At 64.0% G+C, this 16,180-nt stretch carries 16 protein-coding genes; 5 read left to right on the forward strand and 11 right to left on the reverse strand.

Annotated features, from left to right (window positions below):
• On the reverse strand, positions 1 to 2,128 hold a 2,128-nt coding region (gene katE / locus F6X61_RS25025; RefSeq protein WP_153789008.1), incomplete at its 3' end, for a catalase HPII.
• A 224-nt stretch (positions 2,129 to 2,352) separates the two neighbouring features.
• On the opposite strand from katE, the gene F6X61_RS25030 reads away from it, so the two are divergent.
• The 3 genes from F6X61_RS25030 (at position 2,353) to F6X61_RS25040 (ending at position 4,866) form a co-directional block, all read left to right on the forward strand.
• On the forward strand, positions 2,353 to 3,360 hold the full coding sequence (locus F6X61_RS25030) for a methionine ABC transporter ATP-binding protein (RefSeq protein WP_153789009.1): 1,008 nt from the start codon (positions 2,353 to 2,355) through the stop codon (positions 3,358 to 3,360).
• Positions 3,360 to 4,031, forward strand: coding sequence for a methionine ABC transporter permease (locus F6X61_RS25035; RefSeq protein ID WP_153789010.1), 672 nt, complete (start codon positions 3,360 to 3,362; stop codon positions 4,029 to 4,031). Before F6X61_RS25030 ends, F6X61_RS25035 begins: the two co-directional genes overlap by 1 nt.
• 64 nt (positions 4,032 to 4,095) lie before the next feature.
• Positions 4,096 to 4,866 (forward strand): MetQ/NlpA family ABC transporter substrate-binding protein, encoded by a 771-nt coding sequence (locus F6X61_RS25040; protein WP_153789011.1) that lies wholly within the window; start codon positions 4,096 to 4,098, stop codon positions 4,864 to 4,866.
• 103 nt (positions 4,867 to 4,969) lie between these two features.
• Here the strand turns inward: F6X61_RS25040 and F6X61_RS25045 are convergent, their stop codons facing one another.
• Genes F6X61_RS25045 through F6X61_RS25065 form a run of 5 tightly spaced genes read right to left on the reverse strand, consistent with a single transcriptional unit; the run spans position 4,970 to position 8,853 of the window.
• Positions 4,970 to 5,602, reverse strand: a complete 633-nt coding sequence (locus tag F6X61_RS25045; protein WP_153789012.1) for an SCO family protein — start codon at positions 5,600 to 5,602, stop codon at positions 4,970 to 4,972.
• A complete protein-coding gene (cyoE, locus tag F6X61_RS25050; RefSeq protein ID WP_153789013.1) occupies positions 5,599 to 6,498 on the reverse strand; it encodes a heme o synthase in 900 nt (299 codons plus the stop codon). The genes F6X61_RS25045 and cyoE overlap by 4 nt, the downstream gene beginning before the upstream one ends.
• Positions 6,483 to 7,556, reverse strand: coding sequence for a heme A synthase (locus tag F6X61_RS25055; RefSeq protein WP_153789014.1), 1,074 nt, complete (start codon positions 7,554 to 7,556; stop codon positions 6,483 to 6,485). Before F6X61_RS25055 ends, cyoE begins: the two co-directional genes overlap by 16 nt.
• A 9-nt stretch (positions 7,557 to 7,565) precedes the next feature.
• Positions 7,566 to 8,144 (reverse strand): hypothetical protein, encoded by a 579-nt coding sequence (locus F6X61_RS25060; RefSeq protein WP_153789015.1) that lies wholly within the window; start codon positions 8,142 to 8,144, stop codon positions 7,566 to 7,568.
• Positions 8,110 to 8,853, reverse strand: a complete 744-nt coding sequence (locus F6X61_RS25065) for an SURF1 family protein (RefSeq protein WP_153789016.1) — start codon at positions 8,851 to 8,853, stop codon at positions 8,110 to 8,112. The genes F6X61_RS25060 and F6X61_RS25065 overlap by 35 nt, the downstream gene beginning before the upstream one ends.
• 63 nt (positions 8,854 to 8,916) lie before the next feature.
• On the opposite strand from F6X61_RS25065, the gene F6X61_RS25070 reads away from it, so the two are divergent.
• Positions 8,917 to 9,120: a twin transmembrane helix small protein gene (locus F6X61_RS25070; RefSeq protein WP_153789017.1), complete on the forward strand. Its 204-nt coding sequence runs from the start codon at positions 8,917 to 8,919 to the stop codon at positions 9,118 to 9,120.
• Positions 9,121 to 9,226: 106 nt separating this feature from the next.
• Here F6X61_RS25070 and F6X61_RS25075 read toward each other — a convergent pair whose 3' ends face one another.
• The 4 genes from F6X61_RS25075 to coxB are packed head-to-tail and all read right to left on the reverse strand — an operon-like array spanning position 9,227 to position 13,444.
• On the reverse strand, positions 9,227 to 10,114 hold the full coding sequence (locus F6X61_RS25075; RefSeq protein WP_153789018.1) for a cytochrome c oxidase subunit 3: 888 nt from the start codon (positions 10,112 to 10,114) through the stop codon (positions 9,227 to 9,229).
• 16 nt (positions 10,115 to 10,130) lie between these two features.
• Positions 10,131 to 10,688 (reverse strand): cytochrome c oxidase assembly protein, encoded by a 558-nt coding sequence (locus F6X61_RS25080; RefSeq protein ID WP_153789019.1) that lies wholly within the window; start codon positions 10,686 to 10,688, stop codon positions 10,131 to 10,133.
• A gap of 10 nt (positions 10,689 to 10,698) precedes the next feature.
• Positions 10,699 to 12,288 carry a cytochrome c oxidase subunit I gene (gene ctaD, locus F6X61_RS25085; RefSeq protein ID WP_153789020.1) on the reverse strand — a complete coding sequence of 530 codons (1,590 nt, stop codon included), beginning with the start codon at positions 12,286 to 12,288 and terminating at the stop codon, positions 10,699 to 10,701.
• A gap of 28 nt (positions 12,289 to 12,316) precedes the next feature.
• On the reverse strand, positions 12,317 to 13,444 hold the full coding sequence (gene coxB, locus F6X61_RS25090; protein ID WP_153789021.1) for a cytochrome c oxidase subunit II: 1,128 nt from the start codon (positions 13,442 to 13,444) through the stop codon (positions 12,317 to 12,319).
• 380 nt (positions 13,445 to 13,824) lie between these two features.
• Between coxB and F6X61_RS25095 the strand changes: the two genes are divergently transcribed.
• Positions 13,825 to 14,466 (forward strand): hypothetical protein, encoded by a 642-nt coding sequence (locus F6X61_RS25095; RefSeq protein ID WP_153789022.1) that lies wholly within the window; start codon positions 13,825 to 13,827, stop codon positions 14,464 to 14,466.
• Positions 14,467 to 14,567: 101 nt separating this feature from the next.
• On the opposite strand, the gene F6X61_RS25100 is transcribed toward F6X61_RS25095, so the two are convergent.
• Positions 14,568 to 16,103 (reverse strand): SulP family inorganic anion transporter, encoded by a 1,536-nt coding sequence (locus F6X61_RS25100; RefSeq protein WP_178125887.1) that lies wholly within the window; start codon positions 16,101 to 16,103, stop codon positions 14,568 to 14,570.
• Between the last annotated feature and the right edge of the window lie 77 nt (positions 16,104 to 16,180).

Genomic DNA, 16,180 nt, shown 5'->3' on the forward strand with positions numbered 1-16,180 from the left:
CGGCAGCCGCCTCCCGCCCCCACACCCGGTGCCCTTCAACAGCCTTGAAGAACTGCTCGAATACCTTCTGCTGATCCCCCAGCAACAACCCCGCATCCTCCTTCAACCCCAAGGTGCTCAACAGCAGCTTGCCGTCCACGGCCAACCCCATGGGCTTGAGGTGCTTGTAAGCCTCCAGCAGAAAATGCCTGGCCACGCCGCTGCCCAGCAGCGCTTCAAGCGCAGCCTTGCCCGCCGGCACCCACACCCCGTCAAACATCACCGACGGCATGCCCTCCATGGCAGCATCCACCGGCAACAGCTGGCCATCAGTGGTCTTTACCGGCGCCGAAGTCGGGCCCAGCAACATGGGCCGGGCACTCTGCGCCTCCAGGGCCTTGACGACCTTGTCGACGCTCGCGCCATCCACGCCATTGGCCACCAGCACCGCGACCTTGCGCCCCTTGATACCGATGCTCCCCGGCTGGTTCATCTGGCTCAAAGCCTTTGACTGCGCGGGCTTGCTGGCTTTTACCTTGACCGTCCCCGCCTTGGGCGCTGGCAGCCCGAGGTTGCTTGCCACCGCCGCTGCCAGCTTCAGATCGATGTTGGCGAGTATGTCGTTCACCTCCCGCACCCGAATCGCTTCACGCTCCACCTTGCCCAGCTCGAAGCTGTAGGCCTTGATGATGTGCTGCTGCTCGCTCGCGCTCATGCTCTGGAAGAACAGCCGGGCCTGGGAGAAGTGGTCAGCGAATGACGCGCTGCGTTGGCGGATCTTGTTCGCGTCAATGCGCTCCTCATAGCTCTCGAAGCCACCTTGCTGCGCAGCGGGCGGCGTCTCTTTCGGCCAGCCACCATCGACGCTGTTCGGCTCGTAGGCGGCGCGGCCCTTGTCGAGGGTCATGCGGTGCATGGCATCGCGCTGGCTGCTGTGGTTGGGCGCGATTGGCCGGTTGATCGGAATTTCGTGGAAATTCGGCCCACCGAGGCGGCTGATCTGCGTGTCGGTGTAGGAGAACAGCCGGCCCTGCAGCAACGGGTCGTTGCTGAAATCGATGCCCGGCACGATATGCCCAGGGCAAAAGGCAACCTGCTCCACCTCGGCAAAGAAGTTGTCCGGGTTGCGATCGAGCACCATCTTGCCCAGCGGGGTCACCGGCACCAACTCCTCAGGGATCAGCTTCGTCGGGTCGAGCAGGTCGAAGTCGAACTTGTGTTCATCGGCCTCGGGAATGACCTGCACGCCCAGCTCCCACTCGGGGCAATTACCGGTCTCGATGGCTTCCCACAGGTCGCGGCGATGGTAATCGGCATCTTTGCCGGCCAGCTTCTGCGCCTCGTCCCACAGCAGCGAATGCACGCCCTGGCGAGGCTTCCAGTGGAATTTGACGAAGCTGGCCACGCCGTCGGCATTGACCAGGCGGAAAGTGTGCACGCCAAAGCCTTCCATCATTCGCAAGCTACGCGGGATGGCGCGGTCGGACATGGCCCAGATGACCATGTGCGCCGACTCCGGCACCAGCGAAACGAAATCCCAGAACGTGTCATGGGCCGAGCCGCCGGTGGGTATCTCGTTGTGCGGCTCGGGCTTCACGGCGTGCACGAAGTCGGGGAACTTGATCGCATCCTGGATGAAGAACACCGGCATGTTGTTGCCAACCAGGTCGAAGTTGCCTTCATCGGTGTAGAACTTCACCGCAAAGCCGCGCACATCACGCACGGTATCGCCCGAACCGCGCGGCCCCTGCACCGTGGAAAAACGCACGAACACCGGGGTGATCTTCTCCGGGTCCTGCAGGAAGCCGGCCTTGGTCAGTTCGGCATGGCAGCCATAGCTTTGAAAGTAGCCATGGGCGCCGACGCCCCGCGCGTGGACGATTCGTTCGGGGATGCGCTCATGATCGAAGTGGGTGATCTTCTCGCGCATGATGAAGTCTTCAAGCAGCGACGGCCCGCGCGCGCCAGCCTTGAGGCTATTCTGGTTGTCGGCGACCTTGACGCCCTGGTTGGTGCGCAGCGCCTGCCCTGTGGCATCACTGCGAAACGTTTCCAGGCTCTGCAACTTGGCATTGGTATTGGCCCGGTCGGGGGTATCGGTGCCCGCCACCTGGCTTTGCCGTGGCTGTGGCGCTTTCTTGCTGGCCATGTTCGGCTCTCCTCATCAGTCATCAGGCTGCCCGTACGGGCTTGTTCAAGTAGTGACTGGGAGGCCTTGGCGAGCGTTCAATCAGGATTACCGGTTGTCGCGTTATGCCCAACGGATTGGACAGCTCACAAATAAATGCTAAGAACGCCTATGGGAAAAGGCTAAAATGCGCGACCCCAGCCAACCGCTGACCCAAATTCCATGCGCCCCACAAGGTTCGCTCAGTGATCGAGTTTCAAAACGTCCACAAGACCTACCGCGTCGCCGGTAGGGATATCCCGGCCCTGAACCCGACCAGCCTGACCATCGAAGATGGCCAGGTGTTCGGCCTGATCGGCCATTCCGGTGCCGGTAAAAGCACCATGCTGCGCCTGATCAACCGCCTCGAAGCGCCCAGCGGCGGCAAGATCATCGTCGACGGTGAAGACGTCACCGCCTTCGACGCCGACCAGCTGCGCCGCTTCCGCCAGCAGGTCGGGATGATCTTCCAGCACTTCAACCTGCTGGCCTCCAAGACCGTCGCCGACAACGTCGCCCTGCCGCTGGTGCTAGCGGGCGAGCTGCCCCGCGCGGCGATCGACAAGCGCGTCAGCGAGCTGCTGGCCCGCGTCGGCCTTTCGGAACACGCGAAGAAGTACCCGGCACAGCTGTCGGGCGGGCAAAAGCAGCGCGTCGGCATTGCCCGCGCCCTGTCCACCAACCCCAAGATCCTGCTGTGCGACGAGGCCACCAGTGCCCTCGACCCGCAAACCACCGCCTCGGTGCTGCAACTGCTGGCCGAGATCAACCGCGAGCTCAAGCTGACCATCGTACTGATCACCCACGAGATGGACGTGATCCGCCGGGTCTGCGACCGCGTGGCGGTGATGGACGCCGGGCAGATCGTCGAGCACGGCCCGGTGGCCGAGGTGTTCCTGCACCCGCAGCACGCCACCACCAAGCGCTTTGTCCAGGAAGACGAGCAGATCGACGAGAACGACCAGCGCGACGACTTCGCCCATGTGCCGGGGCGCATCGTGCGCCTTACCTTCCAGGGCGATGCCACCTACGCGCCGCTGCTGGGCACCGTGGCCCGCGAAACCGGGGTCGACTACAGCATCCTTGCCGGGCGCATCGACCGCATCAAGGACATCCCCTATGGCCAGCTGACCCTCGCCCTGATCGGTGGGGACATGGACGCGGCATTCGCCCGCTTCACTGCAGCTGACGTACATATGGAGGTACTGCGTTGATGGACGCCCTGAATTTCTTCGCCAACGTCGACTGGGCCGAAATCTGGCTGGCCACCGGCGACACCCTGATCATGCTGTTCACCTCGCTGCTCTTTACCGTGCTACTGGGCTTGCCTCTGGGCGTGCTGCTGTTCCTGTTCGGGCCGCGGCAGATGTTCGAGCACAAGCAGATCTATGCGGTGATGGCGACCATCGTCAACATCGTGCGCTCGCTGCCGTTCATCATCCTGCTGATCGTGATGATCCCCGCCACGGTGCTGATCACCGGCACCTCGCTGGGCGTCGCCGGGGCCATCCCGCCGCTGGTGGTTGGCACCACGCCATTCTTCGCACGCCTGGTGGAAACCGCGCTGCGCGAAGTGGACCGCGGCATCATCGAAGCGACCCAGTCGATGGGCGCCACCACCCGCCAGATCATCTTCAAGGCAGTGCTGCCTGAAGCCATGCCGGGCATCATCGCCGCCACCACCGTCACCGCCATCACCCTGGTGTCCTACACCGCCATGGCCGGTGTGGTTGGCGCCGGCGGCCTGGGTGACCTGTCGATCCGCTTCGGCTACCAGCGTTTCCAGACCGACGTGATGATCGTCACCGTGGTGCTGCTGGTCATCCTGGTTCAAGTCCTGCAGATGATCGGCGACAAACTGGTCGTGCATTTTTCCCGTAAGTAACCCCAATGGGGTCGGCCCGGCCGACCCGTTCGGGGGCCGTCGCGGCCCTCACAAGGAGTGATCAATGAAGAAGCTGCTTGCTGTTGTCGCCGCCGTCGCGGCCTTCTCGGCCCACGCCGAAACCCTGACCGTCGCCGCCACCCCGGTGCCGCACGCCGAAATCCTCAACTTCGTCAAACCGCAACTGGCGAAAGAGGGCGTGGAGCTGAAGGTCAAGGAATTCACCGACTACATCCAGCCGAACGTGCAGGTGGCCGAAAAGCGCCTGGACGCCAACTTCTTCCAGCACCAGCCGTACCTGGATGAGTTCAACAAGGCCAAGAAGACCGACCTGGTCAGCGTCGCCGGTGTGCACATCGAGCCGCTGGGCGTGTACTCGGCCAAGGTCAAGAAGCTCGACGAGCTGGCCTCCGGCGCCACCGTGGTCATCCCCAACGACGCCACCAACGGCGGCCGCGCCCTGCTGCTGCTGGACAAGGCCGGCGTGATCAAGCTCAAGGACAACAAGAACATCCTGTCGACCGTGAAAGACATCACCGGCAACGACAAGGGCCTGAAATTCCGTGAGCTGGAAGCGGCCACCATTCCGCGCGTGCTGACCCAGGTCGATGCGGCGCTGATCAACACCAACTACGCGCTGGAAGCCAAGCTCAACCCTGAAAAGGACGCGCTGGCCATCGAAGGCAGCGACTCGCCATACGTGAACATCCTGGTTGCCCGCCCGGACAACAAAGACTCCGACGCCATGAAGAAACTGGCTGCGGCACTGCACTCGCCTGAGGTGAAGCAGTTCATCACCGAGAAGTACAAAGGCGCTGTGGTGCCGGCGTTCTAAGCCGACCTATCGCGCTGGGCCCTTCGCGGGTAAACCCGCTCCCACAGGTTATGCGAATGACCTGTGGGAGCGGGTTTACCCGCGAAGCTTTTTGGGGCAGCACTCAATCCCGCTTGACCAGCCCCGGCAACTGCGCCACCAGCTTCTGGTTGTTGAACGGCGCACGAATGAACCCGCGCTGACGCCCATCCGGCCCCACGACCGCCAGGTTGCCGCTGTGATCCACGGTGTAGCCCGGCTTGCTGGTATCGGCCGGAATGAACGGAATGCTCAGGCCGTTGGCCAGCTTCTGGGTACCCTCGATAGTCCCCACCACCCCGACGAAATCCTTGTCGAAATAGCCCAGGTACTGCTTGAGCTGGTTCGGCGTGTCGCGGTTCGGGTCGACGCTCACCAGCACCACCTGCAGACGGTCCACCGCCTCTTTCGGCAGCTCGCTCTTCACCTGGCGCAATTGGGCGAGGGTGGTCGGGCAGATGTCCGGGCAGTAGGTGTAGCCGAAGAACAGCAGCGACCACTTGCCCTTGAGCTGGTCCAGCGCAACGGGCTGGCCATTCTGGTCGGTCATCGACACATCCGGCACGGTGCGGCTCTGCGGCAGCAGGATGATGCCGGCGTCGATCAGTTCAGTGGGGTTCAACTGACCCCGGTCACTGAGCACCTTGTTGACGGTCAGGCCCATGATCAGCGCGACCAGGGCAACAAGGATGAATACGGTTTTCTGGGTTCGGGTCATAGGTTCAGCAACAAGTAGTGGTCAACGAGCAGGGCGATGAACAGGGCGAACAGGTAGCCGATAGAGTACTTGAACGTATTGATCGCCGCGTGCGGCCGGGTGCCACGGTACAACACCCAGGCCCAGTGCAGGAAGCGCAGGCCCAGCCCCAGGGCACAGGCCAAATACAGCGGCCCACTCATGTGGATGGCATAGGGCAGCAGGCTCACGGCCAGCAAAATCAAGGTGTACAGCAGGATATGCAAGGCCGTGTAACGCTCGCCGTGGGTCACCGGCAGCATCGGAATATCCGCTTTTTCGTACTCGCTCCTGCGGTGAATGGCCAGGGCCCAGAAGTGCGGTGGGGTCCAGGCGAAGATGATCAGCACCAGCAACAGCGGTTCGGCACTCACATGCCCGCTGACCGCCACCCAGCCCAGCAGCGGCGGGGCTGCGCCGGCCAGGCCGCCGATCACGATGTTCTGCGGCGTGGCACGCTTGAGAAAGCCGGTGTAGAGCACCGCATAGCCCAGCAGCGAGGCCAGGGTCAGCCAGGCGGTCAGTGCATTGGTGAAAGCCAGCAGCAAGCCCATCCCCGACATTGCCAGCAGCGCAGCAAAGCACAGCGCCGGCAGCGGCGCCACCCGGCCCTGGGCCAGCGGGCGCTTGTGGGTCCGCGCCATCAGCGCGTCGATGCGCCGGTCCACGACATGGTTGACCACCGCCGCGCCGCCCGCGCACAGGGCGATGCCCAGGTTGCCGAACAGCAGCACGCTCCAGGCCACGCCGGCACGGGTGGCGAGGAACATGCCCACCAGCGAGGTGATCAGCATCAGCACCACCACCTTGGGCTTGGTCAGTTCCAGATAGTCGCGCCAACCGGCGCGCTGTCGCTCAGCGCTCAGAAGCGTCGCCACGAATCGTTCCTCATGTGATGGGTGAGGCCCACGCCGGTGACCGGAGTCAGGCGCCAACCTTGGCCGACGCGCACCTTGTCGGCCACGCGGATGCGGTAGTTCACCAGCACCATGCTCAACAGCAGCAGGGCACCGCCGGCGTTATGCGCCACCGCCACGGCCAGCGGCAGGTGCAGCAGCACGTTGCTGATGCCCAGGCTCAATTGCAGCCCCAGGGCCAGCAACACCAGGCGCGCCAGGCCGCCCAGGCCATGGCGCTGAAGCTTCCAGCTGAGCAGCAGCAGTACCGCGGTGACCAGCAACGCGCCCAGGCGATGGCTGATATGGATCGCCGTGCGCGCATCGCTGTCCAGTTGCCCGCCCAGGTAGTTGGGTCCGACATGCTGGGTAAGGTGGAAGCCGTTGCTGAAGTCCGCCGCCGGCCACCACTGGCCGTGGCAGGTGGGCAGGTCGATACAGGCCACCGCCGCATAGTTGGCACTCACCCAGCCCCCCAGGGCGATCTGGCCGATCACCACCAGCAAGGCCAAGGCCGCTATCCGGCGCAGGCTCAAAGGCAATTTGGGAAGTGGCGCAAAGGCCCGGGATAGACGCAGGGACAGCAGGAAAAGCAGGCTCAGGGTGGTGAACCCGCCGAGCAGGTGCGCGGTGACCACCTGCGGCCACAGCTTGAGTGTCACCGTCCACATGCCGAAGGCCGCCTGGGCCAGCACGACGCCCAGCAGAAAGACCGGCAAGCGATAGGGCTGGCCATCCCGGGCATGCCGGCGCACGGCCTGGAAGGCGAGCAGCGCGATCACCAGCGCCAGGCTGCCGGCGAAGTAACGGTGGGTCATCTCGGCCCAGCCCTTGGCCTCTTCCACCGGGTGCTCGGGGAAGTGCAGTTCGGCATGGGCCAGCTGCGCCTCGCTCTTGGGCACGCCGATGAAGCCGTAACAACCCGGCCAGTCGGGGCAACCGAGGCCGGCGTGGGTCAGCCGGGTGTAGGCGCCGAGCAACACCACCAACAACGCCAGCAGGGTGGCGAACACGGCAAGGCGAAATCCAGGTCTGGCCATGGCAGGCTCCTAGCCAATGTTGGACAGCTTGAGCAGGTGGCGCAGGTCGTCCAGCACTTTCTTGCCGTTGACCTTGGCGTCGTAGCGCAGCACCAGGTTGCCGTGGGGGTCGACGATCCACAGCTGCGGGCCTGGCTCGCCGACCTGCTGCAGGTAGCGCTGGCTATCCAGCGGGTAGCGTTGCAGCTGCGGGTATTCACGGCCGAGCACAGCCTGGTAATCCGCATCGAGCGCCTGCGCGGCGGCCAGGGCATGGCTGGCGCGGCTGGCGTCGCGGCCCAGGCCCACCTGGATCTGCCGCGCCAGGTACACCAGCTGCCGGCAGTCCTCGGCGCAGGCTTGCGGGGCGCTGACCAACAGCTGCCAGCGCTGGTCCTGGGCATCGATGCCAATGTCGGCGCGGCTCTGGCCATTGCCGATCATCACCCCATGGAAGCTGCGCCCCTCCGGCACCCAGAACTGCAGTTTGTACATGCAGGTGGCGAGAATCATCGGCCCCAGCACGACGAACAGGATCAACAGCAGCTGCAAGCGCCCGCGGGCCTTGCGTCCTTCAGGCACGTTCAGTGGACTCGTGGCGGCGGCCATGGCGGTTCTCCTTGTTGTGGTTGTGCCAGCCGAAATACAGGTAAAGCAGCACCAGCGTGGTGGCCAGGGCGAACCACTGCACGGCATAGCCCAGGTGCTTTTCCGGGCCCATGGCGACCACCGGCCAGCCCAGCCGGTAGCTGGCCGGGCCAGGCTCCAGGCGTAGCTCGTGGGCGAAACCTTCGCGACCCAGCAGTTGCCAGAGCCCGGCCGGGTCGACGGCGGTCAGCAAATGCGGCCACTGGCCGCCGGCGGGGTCGGGGTGCAACTGGAAGGTCTTGCCGGGTGCCACATAGACCGAGGCATCCAGCGCCAGGGGTTGATCGGGTGTAACGAACTGCACCGGCACCCGCCGATCGGGCCAGGGCAACCAGCCGCGATTGACCAGCAGCCACTGGCCGCTGGCCTGGTCGTGGAAGGGTTGCAGCAGCTCTACGCCGGCTTGGCCGTCGCGCATCTGGTTGTCCAGCAGCAGGCTGTGGCGGGGGTCGAAACGGCCATAAAGGTGCACACGGAAGAAGGCAGGGTCGGGCAACTGGGCAAGCTGGGCGGCGGCCAGTGGTGCCTCCACCTGGCGTTCGGCGTAGCTGTCCACCAGCGCGCGTTTGTCGTCGGCCCGGCCCAGTTGCCAGAAGCCAAGCGCGACAAGCCCAGGCAGCAGCGCGAGCACCACCAGGGTCGGGATCCAGCCGGGGCGAAACGGCCTCACCGTGGCCCCGCAAGGTCGAACGCTATACTTGCACTCATCACCGCATCCCCCCGGAGTCTCGTCATGCTCAAGGCCGCGATAGTCCTGATGCTGCTGGCCACCGTCGCCAGCCTGTTCAGTGGCCTGGTGTTCCTGGTCAAGGACGACGACCAGTCGACCCGGCTGCTCAAAGCCCTCACCGTGCGTGTCACCCTGGCGGCCCTGACTGTCGGGCTGGTGGCCTGGGGTTTCATCAGTGGGCAGTTGGTGTCACACGCGCCGTTTTGACATCACCTGGATCCCTGTGGGAGCGGGTTTACCCGCGAATACGGTGTCAAATCCACCATCGCATTCGCGGGTAAACCCGCTCCCACAGGGTCATGTGTCGCTTGCCTTAAAGCACATACACAAAGATGAACAACCCCACCCACACCACATCGACGAAGTGCCAGTACCAGCTGGCCGCCTCGAAGCCGAAGTGTTTCTCCGGGTTGAAGTGCCCGCGCAGAATGCGCACGAACATCACGATCAGGATGATCGTGCCCAAGGTCACGTGCGCACCGTGGAAGCCGGTCAGCATGAAGAACGTCGCGCCATAGATCCCCGACCCCAGCGTCAGCCCCAGCTTGGTATAGGCCTCGTGGTACTCATAGGCCTGCAACGTGATAAAGCTGATGCCCAGGACAATGGTCAGCGCCATCCAGAATTTCAGCGGCCCACGGTGATCGCGGCGCAGGGCATGGTGGGCAAGGGTGATGGTCACGCTGGAGCTCACCAGCAGGATGGTGTTGATCAGCGGCAGGTGCCACGGGTCGATGACTTCTTTAGGCGGCGGGAACAGCTTCGGGTCTGGCGTGTGCAGCAGCGGCCAGGCGAACTCGAAACTGGGCCAGAGCATGTGCGCCACGCCCTTGGCCCCTTCACCCCCCAGCCACGGCCCGGCCAGCACGCGCACGTAGAACAGCGCGCCGAAGAAGGCCAGGAAGAACATCACTTCAGAGAAGATGAACCAGCTCATGCCCCAGCGGAACGAGCGGTCCATCTGCGCGCTGTACAACCCGGCATGGCTCTCCTTGACCACCGCGCCGAACCAGCCGAACAGCATGTAGGCCAAAAACAACGCACCAACGAAGAAGATCAGCGGCCCATGGGATTCCGGGTGGCCGGCCTTCAGGTCGTTGAACCAGGTGCCCAGGCCGAACACCGTGATGAACATGCCGATCGTGGCGATGATCGGCCACTTGCTCTGCGCCGGTACGTAGTAATGCTCGTGGCTTGCCATGACGTATCTCCTTCCCTCAACGGGCGCCCTCGGTCGCGACTTGGGCGACCGGGGGGTGGCGAGCGGTGATGTCGAACAAGGTGTAGGCCAGGGTCAGGTGTTTCACCGAATCCGGCAGGTCGCGGTCGACGATGAAGCGCACCGGCATCTCGATGCGTTCACCCGGCTGCAGCACCTGCTGGGTAAAGCAGAAGCATTCGGTCTTGTGGAAATACGCCGCCGCCTCGGCCGGGGTGATGCTGGGGATGGCCTGGGCGCTCATCGGGTGCTTGGTCGGGTTGCGGGCAATGAAGATCATCTGGTTCACCGCGCCCGGGTTGACCTCGATCTGGTCGGCGCTGGAGTGGAACTCCCAGCTCATGTCGCCCGCGTTGGTCGACATGAACTGCACTCGCACCGAACGGGTCGGGTCGCTGACCTGGCTACCCTCGTACTGCCCGCCGGTCTTGCCGTTGATGCCGAAGGCCTTGCACATCACGTCGTAGATCGGCACCAGGGCAAAGCCGAAGGCGAACATCACCACGGTCAGCATGACCAGGCGGGTGACCAGGCGGCGCAGCGACAGGCCGTCCATGGGCGCGCTCCTACTTCACTTCCGGTGGAGTCTGGAAGGTGTGGTAAGGCGCCGGCGACGGTATCGACCACTCCAGCCCCTCGGCACCGTCCCACGGCTTGGCCGGTGCCGGTGCGCCGCCACGGATGCACTTGATGACGATGAACAGGAAGAAGATCTGCGTGGCGCCGAACATGAACGCACCGACCGACGAGACCATATTGAAGTCGGCGAACTGCAGGTTGTAGTCGGGGATCCGCCGGGGCATGCCGGCCAGGCCGACGAAGTGCATAGGGAAGAAGGCCATGTTCATGCCGATGAACGACAGCCAGAAGTGCAGCTTGCCCAAGGTCTCGTCGTACATGTGCCCGGTCCACTTCGGCAGCCAGTAGTAGGCCGAGGCAAAGATCCCGAAGATCGCCCCGGGCACCAGCACGTAGTGGAAGTGCGCCACCACGAAGTAGGTGTCGTGGTACTGGAAGTCCGCCGGTGCGATGGCCAGCATCAGCCCGGAGAACCCGCCGATGGTGAACAGGATGACGAAGGCGATGGCGAACAGCATCGGCGTCTCGAAGGTCAGCGAGCCTTCCCACATGGTGCTGACCCAGTTGAACACCTTTACCCCGGTGGGCACGGCGATCAGCATGGTCGCGTACATGAAGAACAGCTCGCCCACCACCGGGATGCCGACCACGAACATGTGGTGGGCCCAGACGATGAACGACAGGAAGGCGATCGCCCCGGTGGCGTAGACCATCGAGGTGTAGCCGAACAGCGGCTTGCGCGAGAACGCCGGGATGATCGAGCTGACCGCGCCGAACGCCGGCAGGATCATGATGTACACCTCGGGGTGGCCGAAGAACCAGAACACGTGCTGGAACAGCACCGGGTCGCCGCCACCGGCGGCGCTGAAGAAGCTGGTGCCGAAGTGGATGTCCATCAGCATCATGGTCACCACGCCGGCCAGCACCGGCATCACCGCGATCAGCAGGAACGCAGTGATCAGCCAGGTCCAGACGAACAGCGGCATCTTCATCAGGGTCATGCCTGGGGCACGCAGGTTGAGGATGGTGGCGATCACGTTGATCGCGCCCATGATCGAGCTGATGCCCATCAAGTGGATGGCGAAGATGAAGAAGGTCACGCTGGCCGGGGCGTAGGTGGTGGAAAGCGGGGCGTAGAAGGTCCAGCCGAAGTTCGGCCCGCCGCCGGGGCTGAACAGGGTCGAGACCAGCAGCAGGAAGGCCGCCGGCAGCAGCCAGAAGCTGAAGTTGTTCATCCGCGGCAGGGCCATGTCGGGCGCGCCGATCATCAGCGGGATCATCCAGTTGGCCAGGCCGACGAAGGCCGGCATCACCGCGCCGAACACCATGATCAGCCCGTGCATGGTGGTCATCTGGTTGAAGAAGGCCGGCTCGACGATCTGCAGGCCCGGCTGGAACAGCTCGGCGCGGATCACCATGGCGAACGAGCCGCCGAGCAGGAACATGGTGAAGGCGAACCACAGGTACATCGTGCCGATGTCCTTGTGGTTGGTGGTCAGCACCCAGCGCATCAGGCCCTTGGCCGGGCCGTGGGCGTGGTCATGGCCGTGGGCGTGGTCGTCGATCACTGCACTCATGTCCTGTCTCCTGCCATCTGGCACCGGTTCATTGCGCTTCGGCCTGCTTGAGCGCCAGCACGTCCTTCGGTGTGACCATGTCGCCCTTGTTGTTGCCCCAGGCGTTGCGCTCGTAGGTGACCACCGCGGCGATATCGACTTCCGAGAGTTGCTTGCCGAACGCCGCCATGGCGGTGCCGGGCTTGCCGTGGAAGACGATGCTCAGGTGGCCTTCCTTGGGCCCGGTGGCGATCTTCGAGCCTTTGAGCGCCGGGAACATCGGCGGCAGGCCCTGGCCCTCGGCCTGGTGACAGGCCACGCAGGTGGTGTGGTAGACCTTGTCGCCGCGCGCCACCAGCTCTTCGAGGGTCCATTCCTTGCTGGTCAGCTCCTTGAGCTTGGCCGCCTCGGCCTTGCGCTCAGCGAGCCAGGTGTCGTAGTCGGCCTTGGATTTCACCTCGACCACCACCGGCATGAAGCCGTGGTCCTTGCCGCACAGTTCGGTGCACTGGCCGCGGTAGATGCCGGGCTTCTCGATACGCGTCCAGGCCTCGTTGACGAACCCGGGGATGGCGTCGCGCTTGACCGCGAAGGCCGGCACCCACCAGGAGTGGATGACATCGGCGGCAGTCACCAGGAAACGCACCTTGGCCCCTACCGGCAGCACCAGCGGCTGGTCGACTTCGAGCAGGTAGTGCTCGTCCTTGGGCGCCTTGTTGTGGATCTGGTCGGCGGGGGTGGCCAGGTTGCTGAAGAACTCGACGTCCTGGCCCAGGTACTTGTAGTGCCACTTCCACTGGTAGCCGGTGACCTGGATATCGATGTCCGAGTCGGTGGCGTCGTAGATGTCGATCAAAGTCTTGGTGGCCGGGATGGCCATGGCCACCAGGATAAGGAAGGGAACGACCGTCCAGAGGATTTCCACCCAGGTGTGCTCGTGGAAATGCGCGGGCTGCTGGCCGGTGGAGCGCCGGTGAATGACCATCGACCAGAACATCGCGCCGAACACCACGATGCCGATGATCACGCAGATCCAGAAGATGGTCATGTGCAGGTCGAAGACGGCGTGGGAGACTTCCGTCGCCCCGGGCGCCATGTTCACGGTCCATGCAGCCTGTGCCTGACCAAACACCGACCACAGCAGGAGGCCCATCCAGACATGTGGATGTCGCATCATTGCGGGTTCCCCTTATCGTTCTTGTAGTCCCGGAGGCGTGGACGACCTGCTACGACAAAGAAGGGTACGGCGGTCAAGACTGCTGACTTCGACGACCGAGCCCCCTGCTAAAGGCAGTCGGGCCTCATCAACGAATCACGTTTCATCGGGAGTATAGACAGCGACCAATGGTGCGCAATGAACGCCATGAAATGACTTTCACCAAACCAAACGTTTGCGCTGAAAGCCGCATGAATGCTGGGCCGGGGCACAATGATGGCATATTGATATAGCCAATTTCCTACACGTGTCTCAGTGATATAACAAATGCGTCTTAGCCAATCTCGTAAGCGAGCTAACTTAGTGTCTTCCGTTTGTAACGCCTTGTCCCTGGAGTTGTCATGAACATCGCTGCTGTACGCGAGCAGATTGAAAATGCCCATCAACATGAGAGCCGCACAGGCCAGCTGAAAACCCGTCTCGAGCAGCAATTGCCGCACTTGCATCCTTCGATCCAACTACCCGAGCAGGATGCCCAGGGTACCCTGGCGCGCTTCGTCGGCGCCTATATCAACGAAGTGCCGGAGCTGCTCGAGGCCGCACACAGCGTGGCCCGCGAGGCCGGCATCGAGTCGCAGATCAAACCGGTGCTGAAAATCGCCGAAGCCTACTTCCTGCAGCCACCCAGCGTGATGGCCGGGCATGTCGGCCTCGACTGCCTGCTGGACGAGGCCTACCTGGCGCACCGTCTGGTGGAGGAGGTCAACGACCTGTATATCCGCCATTTCCAGCAGCCGCTGATTCCGGTGGATACCACGGTGGCCAACGTGATCGCCCATCAACTGATTGGCGAGACCTTTGCCAACCAGCTGGATGAGGTGGTGCACCATTCGGTGGATGAAATGCTCAACGAAGAGAGCTTTGCCGTGGAATCGGTGGAGCGCTATCGCGACAAGCTGTCGAGCCCTGAGACCGGGGAGGCCTGGAAGCGCTGGCCGTGCCTGTCGCGCCAGTTGGGTGTGGAGCTGGGCCAATCGGCCTGAGTTGAAGCCATCGCGGGGCAAGTCGCATCGGCGCACCGCCGCTCCCACATGCTATTGCGTGGGAGCGGCGGTGCGCCGATGCGACTTGCCCCGCGATGCTGTTAAACCCCAACCCCCGCCGTAGTCCGCAAGCGCCCTTCAACTCGCCGCTTCAACCGCCGCTGCTCCAGCACCAGCCGCGTGCCCTTGGCCGCACTGCTGCGCCCCCAATCCTCCAGCAGCTCCAGGCATGAATGGTCGATATAGCTCAGGTTACCCAACGGCACATGCAGCGTGGTCCCTTCCGGTACCGTGCCGAGCACCTGGGTCAACGCCGGCACCTTCAGAAAGGTCGCCGCCCCGCTCAGGCGCAGCTCCATATGCCCGGGTTTGGCCAGCGCCACCAGGTTGATCTTCAACCGCGCCGCCTTCAGCGCCAGCTTCAGCAGTGTGAGCGCAAAGCCCAGCAGCACACCAGTGAGCAGGTCGGTGAAAACGATCGCCAGTGCCGTCGCGGCATAGGTGAACATCGGCATCCGCCCATAACGGCTCAACCCGCGGAACGCCTTGAAATCCACCAGCTTCACGCCGGTGTACACCAGCACACCGGCCAGGCTGGCCACCGGGATCTGCTGCAGCACGCTGCTCAAGGCGACGACGAATGCCAGCAACCACAGCCCATGCAGGATCGCCGAAGCGCGGGTTTGCGCGCCGGCCTGCACGTTGGCCGAACTGCGCACGATCACCCCGGTCATCGGCAGCGCACCGAGCACACCGCAGAGCATGTTGCCGACCCCTTGCGCCGACAGTTCACGGTCGAAGTCCGAGCGCTGGCCACTGTGCATACGGTCCACCGCCGCAGCCGAAAGCAGCGTTTCGGCACTTGCGATGAAGGCCAGGGCGAAGGCCGCCACCAGCAGGGTAGGGTCGGCCAACTTGAGCAGGTCGTCCGGGCGCAGCCAGTCGATGGCTTCGGACAAGTCCGCCGGCACCTGCACCCGGTTGACCGGCAGCGCCAGCCACAAGCTGATGGCGGTCATCGCCGCCACCCCGAGCAATGCGCCGGGAATGAAGCGCAGGCGTTGCGGGCGCATGCGTTCCCAGCCCCACATGATGGCGATGGTGCCCAGGCCCAGTGCGCCGGCCTGCCAGCCATTGCCCGCGCTTTCCAGTGGCAGCGCCGCAGCCAGCGTGGCCGGGAAGCCCAGCAGGTTATCCACACCCGACGGCTGGGGCGCCGCGTCGAACATCACATGCACCTGGGACAGCACAATCAGCACGCCGATACCGGCGAGCATGCCGTACACCACCGCCGGCGCCGTGACCCGGAACCAGCAGCCCAGGCGCAAACGCCCGGCCAGCAGCTGCAGCAGGCCGGCCAGCAGCAGGATCGGCCCAAGCATGGCCACGCCATGCTGGCGCACCAGCTCGAACACCAGCACCGCCAGGCCGGCGGCGGGCCCGCTGACCTGCAGCGGTGAGCCGGCGATAAAGCCAACCACGATGCCGCCGATGATCCCGGTGATCAGGCCCTTGGACGGCGGCAAGCCAGAGGCGATGGCAATGCCCATGCACAGCGGCAGGGCCACCAGGAACACCACCACCGAAGCCAGCAACTCACGCGGCAATGCCGCTTTGATCTGTGTCGTGTTCACCATGACGCTCCTTTATCGATTCACGGCCATTCCTCTGGCCGCGAGCACTGGGAACCCCGAATCGCGCGCAGGCGCGGGCC

Source organism: Pseudomonas sp. EMN2 (assembly GCF_009650555.1).
In the GTDB taxonomy this organism is placed as follows: domain Bacteria; phylum Pseudomonadota; class Gammaproteobacteria; order Pseudomonadales; family Pseudomonadaceae; genus Aquipseudomonas; species Aquipseudomonas sichuanensis.